This window comes from Enterobacter cloacae complex sp. 418I7, from assembly GCF_050030705.1.
GTDB classification, from domain to species: Bacteria; Pseudomonadota; Gammaproteobacteria; order Enterobacterales; family Enterobacteriaceae; genus Enterobacter; species Enterobacter intestinihominis.
On record NZ_JBLGUU010000001.1, the window covers coordinates 221162 to 235025 of the forward strand.

14 protein-coding genes are annotated in these 13864 nt (G+C 56.2%); 5 read left to right on the forward strand and 9 right to left on the reverse strand.

The genetic code is table 11. The features are described from left to right. Positions 1-45 precede the first annotated feature (45 nt). The gene (locus ACQG0S_RS01110) at positions 46-1665 is read left to right on the forward strand and encodes an ABC-F family ATP-binding cassette domain-containing protein (protein ID WP_426749933.1); all 1620 of its coding nucleotides are present in this window, start codon (positions 46-48) and stop codon (positions 1663-1665) included. 38 nt (positions 1666-1703) lie between these two features. Here ACQG0S_RS01110 and ACQG0S_RS01115 read toward each other — a convergent pair whose 3' ends face one another. Beyond that, positions 1704-1991 carry an HTH-type transcriptional regulator gene (locus ACQG0S_RS01115; RefSeq protein ID WP_003860776.1) on the reverse strand — a complete coding sequence of 96 codons (288 nt, stop codon included), beginning with the start codon at positions 1989-1991 and terminating at the stop codon, positions 1704-1706. A gap of 330 nt (positions 1992-2321) precedes the next feature. Here ACQG0S_RS01115 and ACQG0S_RS01120 point away from each other — a divergent pair, with 330 nt between their 5' ends. Both ACQG0S_RS01120 and cspE read left to right on the forward strand, forming a co-directional pair. Next, entirely contained in the window at positions 2322-3032 is a 711-nt protein-coding gene (locus tag ACQG0S_RS01120; RefSeq protein ID WP_023299059.1) for a DUF3053 domain-containing protein, read from the forward strand. 243 nt (positions 3033-3275) lie between these two features. Further along, the gene (cspE, locus tag ACQG0S_RS01125) at positions 3276-3488 is read left to right on the forward strand and encodes a transcription antiterminator/RNA stability regulator CspE (protein ID WP_003860775.1); all 213 of its coding nucleotides are present in this window, start codon (positions 3276-3278) and stop codon (positions 3486-3488) included. Positions 3489-3546: 58 nt separating this feature from the next. On the opposite strand, the gene ghrB is transcribed toward cspE, so the two are convergent. From ghrB to ACQG0S_RS01155, 6 genes are all read right to left on the reverse strand, one after another. Further along, the gene (ghrB, locus tag ACQG0S_RS01130; RefSeq protein ID WP_022646684.1) at positions 3547-4521 is read right to left on the reverse strand and encodes a glyoxylate/hydroxypyruvate reductase GhrB; all 975 of its coding nucleotides are present in this window, start codon (positions 4519-4521) and stop codon (positions 3547-3549) included. A 26-nt stretch (positions 4522-4547) separates the two neighbouring features. Further along, positions 4548-5828, reverse strand: a complete 1281-nt coding sequence (locus ACQG0S_RS01135) for an MFS transporter (protein ID WP_001089079.1) — start codon at positions 5826-5828, stop codon at positions 4548-4550. A 117-nt stretch (positions 5829-5945) separates the two neighbouring features. Further along, positions 5946-6884 carry a sugar kinase gene (locus tag ACQG0S_RS01140; RefSeq protein ID WP_048965851.1) on the reverse strand — a complete coding sequence of 313 codons (939 nt, stop codon included), beginning with the start codon at positions 6882-6884 and terminating at the stop codon, positions 5946-5948. Positions 6885-6887: 3 nt separating this feature from the next. Then, entirely contained in the window at positions 6888-7637 is a 750-nt protein-coding gene (locus ACQG0S_RS01145; protein ID WP_046621680.1) for a sugar phosphate isomerase/epimerase family protein, read from the reverse strand. 102 nt (positions 7638-7739) lie between these two features. Then, entirely contained in the window at positions 7740-8756 is a 1017-nt protein-coding gene (locus ACQG0S_RS01150; RefSeq protein ID WP_048965852.1) for a LacI family DNA-binding transcriptional regulator, read from the reverse strand. 157 nt (positions 8757-8913) lie between these two features. Further along, positions 8914-9576: an OmpA family lipoprotein gene (locus ACQG0S_RS01155; protein ID WP_022646688.1), complete on the reverse strand. Its 663-nt coding sequence runs from the start codon at positions 9574-9576 to the stop codon at positions 8914-8916. Between the two features lie 122 nt (positions 9577-9698). On the opposite strand from ACQG0S_RS01155, the gene ACQG0S_RS01160 reads away from it, so the two are divergent. Further along, complete coding sequence (locus tag ACQG0S_RS01160) at positions 9699-12068, forward strand: molybdopterin guanine dinucleotide-containing S/N-oxide reductase (protein WP_048965801.1); 2370 nt, start codon at positions 9699-9701, stop codon at positions 12066-12068. Here the strand turns inward: ACQG0S_RS01160 and ACQG0S_RS01165 are convergent. Then, a complete protein-coding gene (locus ACQG0S_RS01165; protein ID WP_022646690.1) occupies positions 12037-12477 on the reverse strand; it encodes an N-acetyltransferase in 441 nt (146 codons plus the stop codon). The genes ACQG0S_RS01160 and ACQG0S_RS01165 overlap by 32 nt on opposite strands. Next, positions 12455-13036, reverse strand: a complete 582-nt coding sequence (gene tag / locus ACQG0S_RS01170; RefSeq protein ID WP_022646691.1) for a DNA-3-methyladenine glycosylase I — start codon at positions 13034-13036, stop codon at positions 12455-12457. Before tag ends, ACQG0S_RS01165 begins: the two co-directional genes overlap by 23 nt. Positions 13037-13196: 160 nt before the next feature. On the opposite strand from tag, the gene ACQG0S_RS01175 reads away from it, so the two are divergent. Next, a complete protein-coding gene (locus ACQG0S_RS01175) occupies positions 13197-13739 on the forward strand; it encodes a lipase (protein ID WP_038415055.1) in 543 nt (180 codons plus the stop codon). Positions 13740-13864: the final 125 nt, after the last annotated feature.

Consider the following 13864-nt stretch of genomic DNA (forward strand, 5'->3'; position numbering starts at 1 on the left):
GCATCGCGTCGGCAGGGGATGTTTTGATTTCATTCAGGAGTGCTTATGGCTCATTTTGCGCAATCCCCCTCTTTTATTTTGCATCAGGTCACCTGTCAGTTTGCGACGGGCGATATCCTTTTTGGTCCACTGAATCTTTCTCTGGATGCGTCAGTGTGTGCGCTGGTTGGCCGCAACGGCAGCGGTAAAACACGCCTTCTGCGTCTGCTGGCAGGGGTTGATGAACCCGCCAGCGGTCACATTGAGCGCTTTGGTACACACGTCTATGTGGCGCAGCAGCAGGGTATTTCTGCGGATACGACTCTTGCCGGACTGCTTGGTTACGACGCGATCTTTGCGGCGCGCACGCGCATCGACGGCGGTCATTATGAACCCGACGATCTCGACACGCTCGATGGTTACTGGGATCTGGCTGAACGGCTAAGCCAGGCTTTTATCGCTGCAAAACTTCCCGCTTTTGAGCCGAACAAACGCGCGGCAGAGCTAAGCGGCGGCGAGCGCATTCGTGCCTTGCTGTGCGGCGCATTCACCGCGGATGCTGATTACCTGCTGCTGGACGAACCGACCAACCACCTCGACAGGCAAGGCCGCGTGTGGTTCTACGAGCAGCTTTCCCGGTATCAGGGCGGGGTGCTGGTGGCCTCTCACGACCGTGAGTTGCTGGCCCAGGTACCGCGTATCCTTGAACTGAGCGCGTTGGGCTTGCGCAGCTACGGCGGGAATTATGCTGACTATCGAACCCAGCGTGATGCTGAGCAGCTGGCTGCCCGCGCCGCGCTGGAGCATGCTGCCACCGAACGCAAGCGTACCCGCGCCCGTATGCATAAAGAGCATGACGACAGCCAGCGGCGTTCGGCCAAAACGCTTCGCACGGTCGACAGCCTTAACATCGCCTCGTTTGAACGGGTCAAATACAAAGGGGCGGCGAAAGAGCGGATTGGTTCCTGGAAAAAACAGCATAGCGATCAAAATCATGCCCTGAACGCTGCGGTTCACCAGGCACGCGAGCGGGTTGAAGAAGATAACGCGGTGATGTTTACCCTGCCGGGCAGTGAAATCCCGGAGGGAAAACAGGTGCTGGTGCTGGAAGAACTGGTGCTTCCGCACGTGCCTGTCTCCCCGATAAACTGGCGAATGGATGGCCCGATGCGCGTGGCGCTACGCGGGCCGAACGGCTGTGGGAAATCCACGCTGTTGAAAGTGATGTTGGGCGAAACCGCCCCTGTTACGGGAACCTGTAAGGTCTCCGTCAGATGTGCTTATCTCGATCAGCATCTTTCCCGGCTGGATCTGTCGCAGTCGGTGATGACACACCTTAGCCTGGGCAATACGCCGCTCGAAGAGGGGGCGCTGCGTACCCGTTTAGCGCAGCTTCAGCTGGGCGCGGAGAAAGTGACACTTCCACTGGCCGATCTAAGCGGCGGCGAGCGCCTGAAGGCCGCGCTGGCCTGCGTATTGTGGCGTGAAGCGGCAACGCAGCTGTTGCTTCTGGATGAGCCGACCAACCACCTCGATCTGGCTTCCGTTCAGGCCATTGAAGCGGCCCTGGCCGATTATCCCGGCGCGCTGCTGGTGGTGTCGCACGATGAAGCGTTTTTAGCAGGATTAAAGCTGACGCATGAGCTGATGTGGGAAGAGTCGGGATGGCGATGTGAAAGCTTCTAAACACAAGCCCCCGCAAGGGCGGGGGCAAACAAACTTTATCAGGCTAACTGCTTGCGAAGGTCAGGGTTTGCCTGGATCAGGCGCATCAGCTTTAGCTCGGCTGGGGTAGGTTTTTCACGCTTTGACTCCCACTCCAGAACCATCGCTACGCTGACACCCATCGCTCTTGCGAATTCATCTGTTTTCAGGCCCGACCCTTTGCGTAAACGCTCAAATTCACTAAAAGGATTGGACTTTTGATTCAGGGTAACCGTCGGCGGTACATCTTTAAAAATAATCTGTTCCAGGCTGCTCAGCAGCTCAAACTCAGGATCTTTTAATTCCATTGAGAACTCCTCATAAATCACACATCGGGATCATGAACATCAGAGAGCATGTTAAGAATAGTCCCTAAACCAAACACAGGATCGTCACGGTTGTGATTAATTGTGCGATAACGATCGCTTTACCCGTTTCAGCTATATGGATAGTTATGCTAATTACCTGATTAATCATATGTAGGGATGCACAGGTATTTTTTTGTAAATAGTCAGTACAAAAACGGCAATACCCGTTTTGCATGAAAACTCTATCTTGCAAGGCTGACCTGGACTATCCTTGTCAGCGTTGGGCACGCGTGTGCCGGTGTGCGCTTTTTGGGTGAAAGGAGTAATAAAATGGCGACAGGAAAGTCCTGCTCTCGCTGGTTTGCGCCTATTGCGGCGTTGTTGATGGTTGTTAGCCTGAGTGGGTGTTTCGATAAAGAAGGCGATCAGCGCAAAGCGTTTATCGATTTTTTACAGAATACAGTGATGCGTAGCGGCGAGCGTTTACCAACGCTGACTGCGGATCAGAAAAAACAGTTTGGTCCATTCGTGTCGGATTACGCCATTCTGTATGGCTATTCACAGCAGGTAAGCCAGGCGATGGATTCGGGTATTCGCCCGGTCGTGGATAGCGTCAATGCCATTCGCGTTCCACAGGATTATATGACCCAGCGCGAACCGCTGCGCCAGTCCAACGGCGCCCTTGGGGTGCTGAGCCAGCAGTTGCAAAATGCCAAAATGCAGGCTGATGCGTCGCGCTCCGCGTTGAAGCAGGACGAGGATCTCAAGCCGGTTTATGACCAGGTGTATGAGAAAGTCGTGACCAAGCCGTCAAACGCCTTGCAACCACTGATCCCGGCGGCGCAAGTCTTTACTCAGCAGCTGGTTCAGGTGGGTGACTTTATTAATGAGCAGGGTACGCAGGTGAGCTTCGTCTCTAACGGTATCCAGTTCCCGACCTCCCAACAGGCGAGTCAGTACAATACGCTGATTGGGCCGCTGGCGTCCCAGCATCAGGCCTTTAGCCAGGCCTGGAGCGCAGCGGTCGCTGCAACGGAATAAGAAAAACCCCCGCTTCGGCGGGGTTTTTTTATGCATGATGAAAATAACGCTTGTCATTCTTCTACCATATCGGTATAACTATGTTCGTCGGTTTGTTACACAGACCTAAAGCAGTTTAGTAAAGCAGTCCAGATTGTTATCCATAGATACCCTTCGTAGTGACCCTTCCTTCATCGCTTAAAAATCTGTAACGCAATCCATCAAGCCGGAAGGCACAATATATTTGTTAATAAGGTAATTTCTATGTCTGCTAAAATGACTGGTCTGGTAAAATGGTTCAACGCTGATAAAGGTTTCGGCTTCATCACTCCTGACGATGGCTCTAAAGACGTGTTCGTACACTTCTCTGCTATCCAGAACGATGGCTACAAATCTCTGGATGAAGGTCAGAAAGTTTCCTTCACCATCGAAAGCGGCGCTAAAGGCCCAGCAGCTGGTAACGTTGTAAGCCTGTAAGCTTCCAACCCAGTAGCACAAAATTCAAAAACCCGCCTTCTGGCGGGTTTTTTCGTTTCTACTGTTGTATCTGCGGGTTAACGCAGTTCTTATCCACTTTACCGCCGAGCGCGGCAATCAGGTTATCCACGGCGGTCGCCGCCATGTTGTAGCGTGTTTCATGAGTTGCAGAGCCGATGTGGGGCAGGGCGACGACGTTTGGCATGTTCAGTAGCGGAGAATCCACCGGCAGTGGCTCCTGTTCAAACACGTCCAGACCGGCGGCGTGGATCTCACCGTTTTGCAGTGCCTCAATCAGCGCCTTCTCATCGACCACCGGGCCGCGACCTGCGTTGATGAAAATGGCCGATTTCTTCATCTTTTCAAACGCCGCCCTGCCGATGAGATGACGCGTTTCATCCGTCAGCGGCAGGATCAGGCAGACAAAGTCGGCTTCCTGCAACAACGTATCAAGCTCGCAGTAACGGGCGTTGAAACGTTCTTCAGCTTCAGCGTGATGACGGCGTGCATTATACAGAATGGGCATGTTGAAGCCGAAATGGGCGCGCTGTGCCAGCGCCAGACCGATACGGCCCATCCCAACAATCCCCAGCGTTTTGCCATGTACGTCCACGCCGAACCAGTCCGGGCCAATGCTTTTCGTCCATTCGCCCGCTTTCACGCGCTCAGCCACCTCCACCACGCGACGAGCAGTGCTGAGCACCAGCGCCATCAGCGTGTCGGCGACGGTTTCCGTCAGAGCATGTGGCGTGTGCATCAGCAGGATGTTGCGCGCGTTAAGCGCATCCACGTCGAAATTGTCGTAGCCCACAGAAACGGTTGAGGTTGCACGAAGCTTCGGCATTTTCTCCAGCAGCGCTGCATCCACCTTTTCGCTTGAACCCAGCAGGCCCTCGGCGCAGGCAAACGCGTCGGCGTGCTGTGCCACGGTTTGCGGGCTGAGGTTCTTTACCCGGGTAACGGTAAAGTGTTCCTCCAGGCGTTTTTGCAGATCTTCAGGCAGTGCTTTGTACAAAATGACGGACGGCTTCATGCTAATCTCCGTTGATTTAAAAGGATTCAGGCGTGGCGTGCGCCGACGGGTAGCTGTTGATTATTAGCAGGCTTAACGATCAGAGTAAGCCATACCGAGGCAAAAAGCGCCACCCCCATAAAGATGTAAGAAGCTGAAGGGCTGCCGGTGGCGCCGTTCAGATAGCCCACAAACCACGAGCCAAAGAACGAACCCAGCGCACCCATACTGTTGATCAGCGCCATCGCGCCCCCTGCGACGTTACGCGGCAGCATTTCCGGGATGATGGCAAAGAACGGACCATACGGGGCATACATGGCCGCACCCGCAATCACCAGCAGCGTATACGAGGCCCAGAAGTGGTTCGCGCCTACGGCCCAGGAACCAATGAAGGCAAAAGCAGCGATCAGCAGGAGTGGCCAGACGAACAGCTTACGGTTTTGCAGCTTGTCCGATGCCCAGGAGACGATAATCATCGCGATGGTTGCAGCCAGGTAAGGCACTGATGACAGCCAGCCCACTTCCACCATGCCAAGGTTTTCACCGCCGCTGCGGATAATCGACGGCAGCCACAGAACAAAGCCGTACACGCCAATACTCCAGGTAAAATACTGTGCGCATAGCAGAATAACGTTCCGGGAGCGGAAGGCTTCGCCGTAGTTACGCACCGCTTTCAGCCCCTGCTGCTCTTTATCCAGCTGCGCCTGGAGTGCGGCTTTTTCGTCTTCAGAAAGCCATTTAGCCTGGGCTGGCTTATCTTTCACCAGCACCCACCAGCAGAAGGCCCAGATAATCGCGGGAACCCCTTCGATGATGAACATCTCGCGCCAGCCGAAGGACTGGATCAGATAGCCGGAAACCACCGACATCCACAGCACGGTGACCGGGTTACCGAGTATCAGGAACGTATTGGCACGTGAACGCTCAGATTTTGTGAACCAGTTGCTGATGTAAATCAGCATTGCTGGCATGACGGCCGCCTCAACCACGCCGAGAATAAAGCGAATAGCCGCCAGAGCAGGAATGTTATTCACCACGCCAGTCAGCGATGCACATGCACCCCATAAGATCAGGCAGATGAAAATGAGCTTTCGCACGCTGCGGCGTTCAGCGTAAATCGCGCCGGGGATCTGGAAGAAGAAATAACCCAGGAAGAAGAGGGCGCCCAGCAGGGAGGAGACCCCTTTGGTGATCCCGAGGTCTTCGTTGATCCCGGCGGCGGATGCAAAACTGAAGTTGGCACGATCCAGGTACGCCAGGCTGTACGTGATAAACACGATTGGCATGATGTACCACCAGCGTTTTACTGCATTGGTCGAACTGTTCATAGGCTTGCCTCTGTTGTTGAGGTTGTTGCCGCCGTTGTCTGTAGGGTACACGGTGGCTTAATTATCTGGTGCGGATTGCTGCCCTCACCCTGGCCCTCTCCCTGTGGGAGAGAGAATTTAGACTCCGAGCTCTGCTCGTGTTGGTAATCCTTCGCTGTCGCCCTGCACCTGAATCGCCAGCGAACCAATTTTGTTGCCTCGCGCCACGGCCTGCGACAGCGGTTTGCCCTCCAGCAGGGCGCTGATGATCCCGACGGCAAACCCATCGCCCGCACCCACGGTATCGACCACGTTGTCGACTTTTACCGCAGCGACGGCGCCTTGCTCGCCGTCGGCAGTTTTGAACCATGCACCGTCAGCACCGGTTTTCAGCACCACGGCTTTTACTCCTTTGTTGAGGTAAAAATCAGCAATGCCTTCCGGCGTGCTCTCGCCAGTGAGGATCATTCCCTCTTTTACCCCCGGCAGTACCCAGTCCGCCTGAAACGCCAGTCGGTTGAGTTTCTCAACCATCTCCGCTTCGCTTTTCCACAGCACCGGACGCAGGTTTGGATCAAAGGAGATCGTTTTGCCCTGCGCTTTCATTGCCGAAGCGGCATGATCGAGTAAATCGTACGAACTGGCCGAGAGCGCCGCCGCCACGCCGCTCAGGTGCAGGTGGCGCGCGGAGGAGAAATACGCGGCGTGATAATCATCCACGGAGAGATGGCTTGCCGCTGAGCCTTTACGGAAATACTCCACGATGGGATCGGTTCCATTTTCAACTTTAGATTTCAGCTGAAAGCCCGTCGGGAAGCGTCCGTCGAGGGTCACGCCTGCGGCATCAATGCCCTCTTTTTTCAGCGAGTCGAGTACGAAATGGCCAAAGCTGTCATTTCCCACGCGGCTTACCCAGCCAACATTCAGCCCCAGCCGCGCAAGGCCGGTAGCAACATTCAGCTCAGCACCTGCAACGCGTTTGATAAAGTGCTCCACTGCGTTCAGCTCGCCTGTTTCGGTGGCGACAAACATCGCCATGGCCTCGCCGATGGTGATGACATCCAGCGTCTTGTGCATGGTTTACTCCTCGCGCAGCAGGTTGACGTAATGGCGGGTGACGGCGGTGAGATCCGTCCCTTCCAGCGGAAATTCGATACCGCGTGGCGCATCGGCAGGCAGTTGATTAAGCAGATCCCGCCAGCGAGAATCGGTCTGATCCGGCGCGACGGCGCGGAATTGCGCCTTATGCGGGATCGCGGCCTTCACATGAATGTAGCTCACGGCGGGAGCCAACTGACGTGCAGCCTCTTCCGGGGAGTCGCCAACCCACAGCCAGTTGCCCATATCGAACGTCAGCGTGACCGGCAGTGCCATTACCCGGCAGGCGGCTTTGAAGCGCTGCATCGGAGCGAGCTGACCGCAGTCGGTCTGGTCGTTTTCCACCACCAGCGTCATGCCGCTTTCATCCAGCAGTACGCGCAGGGCTTCAAGCTGTTGTTTGTCGCTGAAATGGCCCAGCGAGACTTTAAGCCACAGGGCGTTCAGGGTGCTGGCTTCGCTAAGGTAGCGCGGAAGATCCGGGTTGAGGGTTCCATCGGGCATAAACAGGGGGGCCGGGGCGGAGTAGCACGCCAGTAAACCCAGCAGTTCAATGGACTCGCCGAGCGCAGGCAGGGCCATTAACTCGTCGCTGCTGAAGAGCTCGCGGCGGATTTCAACGCCATCAGCCCCTGCGCCGGCAATAACGGGAAGCATCGCCCGTTGACCGCCTGCTTGTCGCACCTGATCCGCGCCATACGCGGCGGTGACCACCATAATTTTCCTGCTCATTTCCTGACTCCAGGGCGTAATCGATAGTATTACGCTAGATGGAACCGGTTCCAAAGAAAAGATCGGGATGCTGAATTTATGATCGCTGTCACGAAGGGGAAATTAACGGGTAGTAGAGCCGCGAACGATCAGCTCGCCAGAAAAAACCTGCTCGCGTACGGCGTCGCGGGTGCCTTCAATGCGGCGAACCACTTGTTCAACCGCGGCATAGCCGATCTGCCAGGTGGGTTGTTTGAGGGTGGTAATGCCTACGCCAGCAAGTTCAGCCCACTCCAGTTCATCAAAGCCGAGTAAGCCGATGTCGCTGCCCCAGTGCAGGCCAATGCGTTTAAGCGAGCGGGCAACCTGAAGCGTCAGCGCCCCGTTCGCGGAGATCACCGCTTTGCGCATACCCCGATGGCGGGTATGGAACTGGCGCAGGGTATTATCCAGCTGACCGGCTTCATGGAGGGAGATTTCGGCATTTTCGGCGATCACACCGGGATAACGCGCCAGCGTGGCACGAAATGCAGCCAGGCGGTCGCGGCGGGTGTTAACCATACCCAGCGGTTCGCTCAGGAACAAAATGGCTTCGAAACCCTGTTCAATCAGATGTTCGGTGGCAGTGGTGGCCGCCTGGGTGTTATCCAGCCCGACCACATCGCAGGCAAATTCCGGGATTTTGCGGTCAATAAGCACCATCGGCAGCGACGATTGTTGCAGGCGATTCAGTCCCTCTTCGCGCATCCCGACGGCATTGACCACGATCCCTTCCACCTGATAGCTGCGCAGCAGATCGAGGTAGTGCAACTCCTGATCAACTTCGTTATTGGTGTTACAGACCAGCGGGGTAAAGCCTTTCTCACGGCACGCCGCCTCAATGCCGCTGAGGACGTTAACGGAGTAAGGGTTGGTGATATCGGCGATGATGAGGCCAATCAGACGGGTACGACCCCGCTTGAGGCCGCGCGCCATCAGGCTGGGACGGTAGTCGAGATCGGCAATGGCCTGTTCAATTCGCGCCAGCAGTGCATCGGAAAGCAGGTGTTTCTCGCCGTTGAGGTAGCGTGAAATGCTGGTTTTACCGGTTTTGGCGGCTTTCGCCACGTCGCTGATGGTGGCCCGGGTTGGTTTGCTCATCGCTGATTTCCCTGAAATTAGTGAGAATACCTTAGCGGGAAAATCTGACGAATCAAGCAATTTGCCGGGTGGCGGTCTGATGCCCTCACCCCAACCCTCTCCCACGGGAGAGGGCGCAAACACTAAAACGGCAACAGGGTTGCCGTTTTGCTTTTACCTACTGCACAGGGCTCAACGTAATCTCAACGCGGCGGTTCTGCGCTTTGCCTTCCGCCGTGCTGTTGCTGGCGATCGGGTTAGCCGGACCCATGCCGCTGGTGCGGATGCGGTTCGCTTCTACGCCCTGGGTGATCAGCGAGCTGGCCACGGAATCGGCACGCTGCTGCGACAGACGCATGTTCAGATCCTGGCTGCCGGTACTGTCGGTGTAGCCAATCACGTTCACGGCAGTTTTGTTGTACTCTTTCAGCACCGCGGCCACGCCGGTCAGGGTGTTCGCGCCTGCGGGTTTCAGCGTCGCGCTGCTGCTGTCAAAGGTCACGTTGTTTGGCATGTTCAGGATGATGTTGTCACCGCTGCGCGTCACGCTCACGCCTGTACCTTTCATTTTGTCACGGAGTTTTGCTTCCTGCACATCCATGTAATAACCCACGCCGCCGCCCAGGGCTGCACCTGCCGCTGCGCCAATCAGCGCACCTTTACCGCGATCTTTCTTGGAGGAGGAGAGTGCGCCAACGCCAGCGCCCACCAGGGAACCAATACCCGCGCCAATGCCGGATTTACCCGCTTCGCGTTCGCCGGTGTAAGGGTTGGTTGTGCAGCCTGAAACAGCCAGTGCACCGCTCACCAGAGCGGCAATAACGAGTACGCGTTTTTTCATCTTATTTCCTTAATCCTTTTTATTCTTTGCCACGACGGACGTGGCAGTGGATTATGACGTCCGAATACGGAGAAAATTCAGTGTATAACTCTGAAATTTGTCACAAACGATAAACTGCCTCAATGAAAGGCCGTCATACCTGCACGCAACCAGGAGCGCACGCTTTGAGCACCTCAACAAAAACCATTCTGACCGCCGCCCACTGGGGGCCGATGCTGGTCGAAACCGATGGCGACACCGTGCTGTCGTCTCGCGGGGCTTTGCCTTCGCGCCATCTCAACTCTTTACAGACCGTCGTTCGCGATCAGGTACATAGCAAAACCCGCGTACGCTGGCCGATGGTGCGTAAAGGCTTTCTGGCGTCACCGGATAAACCGCAAGGTATTCGCGGGCAGGATGAGTTCGTGCGCGTGAGCTGGGACGATGCCCTGGCGCTGATCCATACGCAGCATAAACGCATCCGCGACAGCTATGGCCCGTCGTCCATTTTTGCCGGCTCCTATGGCTGGCGCTCAAACGGCGTGCTGCATAAGGCCGCAACCCTGCTGCAACGTTATATGAGCCTGGCCGGAGGATATACCGGCCATCTGGGTGATTACTCGACCGGCGCGGCGCAGGCGATCATGCCGTATGTCGTGGGCGGGAATGAGGTTTATCAGCAGCAGACCAGCTGGCCGCTGGTGCTGGAGCATACAGAGGTGGTGGTGCTGTGGAGCGCCAACCCGCTCAATACCCTTAAAATTGCTTGGAATGCGTCCGACGAGCAGGGCGTTTCCTACTTCGATGCGCTGCGCAAAAGCGGCAAGCGCATCATCTGTATCGATCCGATGCGTTCTGAAACGCTTGATTTCTTCGGCGACAGCGCCGAGTGGATCGCGCCGCATATGGGCACCGACGTGGCGATGATGCTGGGTATCGCCCACACCCTGGTGGAGAAGGGCTGGCACGACACGGAATTTCTGACGCGCTGCACAACGGGGTTCGATAAATTTGCCGACTATCTGACGGGCAAAACCGACGGTATCGCCAAAACCGCAGAGTGGGCTGCGGCGATTTGCGGCGTTGATGCCGCTAAAATCCGCGAACTGGCAGCGTTATTCCATAGCCATGTCACGATGCTCATGTCCGGATGGGGGATGCAGCGCCAGCAGTTTGGCGAGCAGAAGCACTGGATGCTGGTGACGCTCGCCGCGATGCTTGGGCAGATTGGCACACCCGGCGGCGGTTTTGGCCTTTCCTATCACTTTGCCAACGGCGGTAACCCGACGCGTAAAGCGGCGGTGCTGGCGTCCATGCAGGGCTCGGTGCAGGGGGGCGTGGACGCTGTGGATAAAATTCCGGTGGCACGCATTGTTGAAGCTCTGGAGAACCCCGGCGGGTTTTATCAGCACAACGGTCAGGATCGCCATTTCCCGGATATTAAGTTTGTCTGGTGGGCGGGTGGGGCCAACTTCACCCATCACCAGGATACCAACCGCCTGATCCGCGCCTGGCAGAAACCGGAGCTGGTGGTGATCTCGGAGTGCTTCTGGACCGCGTCAGCGAAACATGCCGATATCGTTTTGCCCGCCACGACCTCGTTCGAGCGTAACGATCTCACCATGACGGGGGATTACAGCAACCAGCATATGGTGCCGATGAAGCGCGTAGTGGCTCCCCGGGATGAAGCGCGGGATGATTTTGACGTCTTTGCTGACCTGAGTGAATTATGGGAAGCGGGCGGACGGGAGCGTTTCACCGAGGGCAAAACGGATCTGCAATGGCTGGAAACGTTTTACCAGATTGCCTGCCAGCGCGGGGCTGCGCAGGGCGTGACGCTGCCGCCATTTGCTGAGTTCTGGGAGGCGAATCAACTCTTCGAAATGCCGGAAAGCGAGCAGAACGCGCGGTTTGTGCGCTTTGCTGACTTCCGTCGCGATCCGGAGAATAACCCGTTAAAAACCGAAAGCGGGAAGATTGTGATCCACAGCGAGCGCATCGCCAGCTTTGGCTACGCGGACTGCCCGCCGCACCCGGCGTGGCTGGAGCCGGACGAATGGCATGGCAATGCGCAGCCGGGGCAGCTTCAGCTGCTGTCTGCCCATCCTGCCCATCGTCTGCACAGCCAGCTCAACTATTCGGCTCTGCGCGAGCAGTATGCGGTGGCGGGTCGTGAGCCGATCGCGCTGAATAGCGACGATGCAAAGGCGCGGGGGATTAACGACGGCGATCTCGTTCGCGTCTGGAACGCACGCGGGCAGGTGCTGGCTGGCGCCGTGGTGAGTGACGGGATCCGCCCAGGCGTGTTCTGCATTCATCAGGGAGCATGGCCGGATCTGGCGCTGGACGAGGGCGGTATTTGTAAGAACGGCGCCGTAAACGTGCTGACCAAAGATCTCCCCAGCTCGAAGCTGGGGAACGGCTGTGCGGGGAATACGGCGCTGGCATGGGTGGAGAAATATGAGGGGCCGGCGCTTCCCCTTACGGCATTTGATCCGCCTGCCAGCTCATGATCCACGTCGGGTGTTGGGTATCATCCTGCCAGGCGCTGTCTTCGATGCGAAAACCCTGAGCATGATAGAAATTCACCGCCCGCACGTTTTTCTGATACACCTCCAGGGTTAAATACGGGTAGTGCTGCTGAACATAGTTCAGCAGCGCACGCCCGATCCCCCTTCCGATGAACGCCGGGGCGACAAACAACGCCCCCACGAACTGGAACTGCATGACGCTGATAAAACCGCACAGGGTACCGTTTTCCTCCCAGACCCAGGTCTCGGCGGCGGGAAGGTAATCATCCCGCACTACCGCTTCATTCGCTTGCCAGTAACTTGCGTCGATAAACGGATGCGCCTCGGTGGTGCTCTCCAGCCACAGACTCAAAAGCGGAGCGGTATCCTCACTTTGCCATTTGCGGATCATGGTGGCCCTCCGGGTGGCAGAAGCAGCCCTTAATGTGGTCATTGACCAGCCCGCAGGCCTGCATAAAGGAGTAACAGATGGTGGTGCCCACAAACTTAAAGCCGCGTTTTTTCAGTGCTTTTGACAGGGCATCTGAGGCGGGGGTAGACGTTGGGATCTCTGCAAGCGTGGCGGCCTGCGTCACCTTCGGCTCGTTATCCACAAACGACCAGACAAAAGCTGAGAAGGGTTCGCCGTTTTGCTCCATCGCCAGATAAGCACGCGCGTTACCAATAATGGCCTGAATTTTACCGCGATGGCGGATGATACCGGTATCCAGAACCAGCCTTTCCACGTCTTCGTCGGTCATGGCGGCCACCGCAACCGGATCGAAATGGTGGAAGGCCTTGCGATAGTTCTCACGCTTTTTCAGAACGGTGATCCACGACAGCCCGGCCTGCTGGCCTTCAAGGCAAATCATTTCAAACAGTTTTTTACCGTCGGTTTCCGGCACGCCCCATTCCTTGTCGTGATAATCGATATAAAGCTGATCCTGGCTTACCCAGCCGCAACGTTGCATAGGTCATCTCCCTTCCTGATACGGTAAACGCAAAAATTTCAATCTGCCCGGCTTGACGTGTTTGCTAAAGAGGCAATAGTTAATACAGGGCTATACGCCCTAATACCTCTTCGAACAATGACATATATCGCCGAACTCGGCTCTTTCTGGAGTCGCTTTGATGATGTTAAAAAAAATCAGTGGTCGCCATGCTGCTTCTGGCCTGGTGGGTGTCTCAGCCTGCCTGCTTATATGTAACACCGCTTTTGCGTGGCAACAGGAATATATCGTTTCAGATGCACAAAGTAATACGACGGAACGCTATACATGGGACGCCGATCACCAACCTCGTTATGAAGATATTCTCGCGGAGCGTATCAACCATTCGCAGAATGCTGCGGGCTTTGCCCTGAACGACCCATCCGGTTCAGATGCGGAAACCGTTCTGAGCGTCGGCTGGAATTTTCCCGTGGCGGGACATTTTACCACCGGCCCCGTCATGGCGTGGCGCACTGATGGCGCTCCCCCTGCAACGGTGAATGCATTTGGTGAGGCAACTACCACGCAGCCGCTTACCGATCCCCTCTGGCATGCCAGCGTGAACTCGTTGGGGTGGCGCGTTGATACGCAGTATGGTGATTTACATCCCTGGGCGAAGATCAGCTACAACCAGCAGTCGGAGGAAGAATATTTGTACACCCTGGGTTTAAGCGCCAAATTTTAGGGTTGTTACTTTTTTAAACGCTGCGGTAACATATTTAATACAATAACGGCGCGGGCTGTGGTGATAGTGGTCACTCACCTTTAAGTGTTTTCTTTTCCGGCAAGGTCATTCATTCCCGCTTCCAG

Bases quoted from the DNA above. Each gene is read 5' to 3' on its own strand.
- ACQG0S_RS01135 (WP_001089079.1), bottom strand. From the start codon at position 5,828: ATGAACAGTTCGACCAATGCAGTAAAACGCTGGTGGTACATCATGCCA.
- ACQG0S_RS01120 (WP_023299059.1), top strand. From the start codon at position 2,322: ATGGCGACAGGAAAGTCCTGCTCTCGCTGGTTTGCGCCTATTGCGGCG.
- ACQG0S_RS01155 (WP_022646688.1), bottom strand. From the start codon at position 9,576: ATGAAAAAACGCGTACTCGTTATTGCCGCTCTGGTGAGCGGTGCACTG.
- ACQG0S_RS01110 (WP_426749933.1), top strand. From the start codon at position 46: ATGGCTCATTTTGCGCAATCCCCCTCTTTTATTTTGCATCAGGTCACC.
- ACQG0S_RS01150 (WP_048965852.1), bottom strand. From the start codon at position 8,756: ATGAGCAAACCAACCCGGGCCACCATCAGCGACGTGGCGAAAGCCGCC.
- ACQG0S_RS01160 (WP_048965801.1), top strand. From the start codon at position 9,699: ATGAAAGGCCGTCATACCTGCACGCAACCAGGAGCGCACGCTTTGAGC.
- ACQG0S_RS01175 (WP_038415055.1), top strand. From the start codon at position 13,197: ATGATGTTAAAAAAAATCAGTGGTCGCCATGCTGCTTCTGGCCTGGTG.
- ACQG0S_RS01140 (WP_048965851.1), bottom strand. From the start codon at position 6,884: ATGCACAAGACGCTGGATGTCATCACCATCGGCGAGGCCATGGCGATG.
- ACQG0S_RS01165 (WP_022646690.1), bottom strand. From the start codon at position 12,477: ATGATCCGCAAATGGCAAAGTGAGGATACCGCTCCGCTTTTGAGTCTG.
- ACQG0S_RS01115 (WP_003860776.1), bottom strand. From the start codon at position 1,991: ATGGAATTAAAAGATCCTGAGTTTGAGCTGCTGAGCAGCCTGGAACAG.
- ACQG0S_RS01145 (WP_046621680.1), bottom strand. From the start codon at position 7,637: ATGAGCAGGAAAATTATGGTGGTCACCGCCGCGTATGGCGCGGATCAG.
- tag (WP_022646691.1), bottom strand. From the start codon at position 13,036: ATGCAACGTTGCGGCTGGGTAAGCCAGGATCAGCTTTATATCGATTAT.
- cspE (WP_003860775.1), top strand. From the start codon at position 3,276: ATGTCTGCTAAAATGACTGGTCTGGTAAAATGGTTCAACGCTGATAAA.
- ghrB (WP_022646684.1), bottom strand. From the start codon at position 4,521: ATGAAGCCGTCCGTCATTTTGTACAAAGCACTGCCTGAAGATCTGCAA.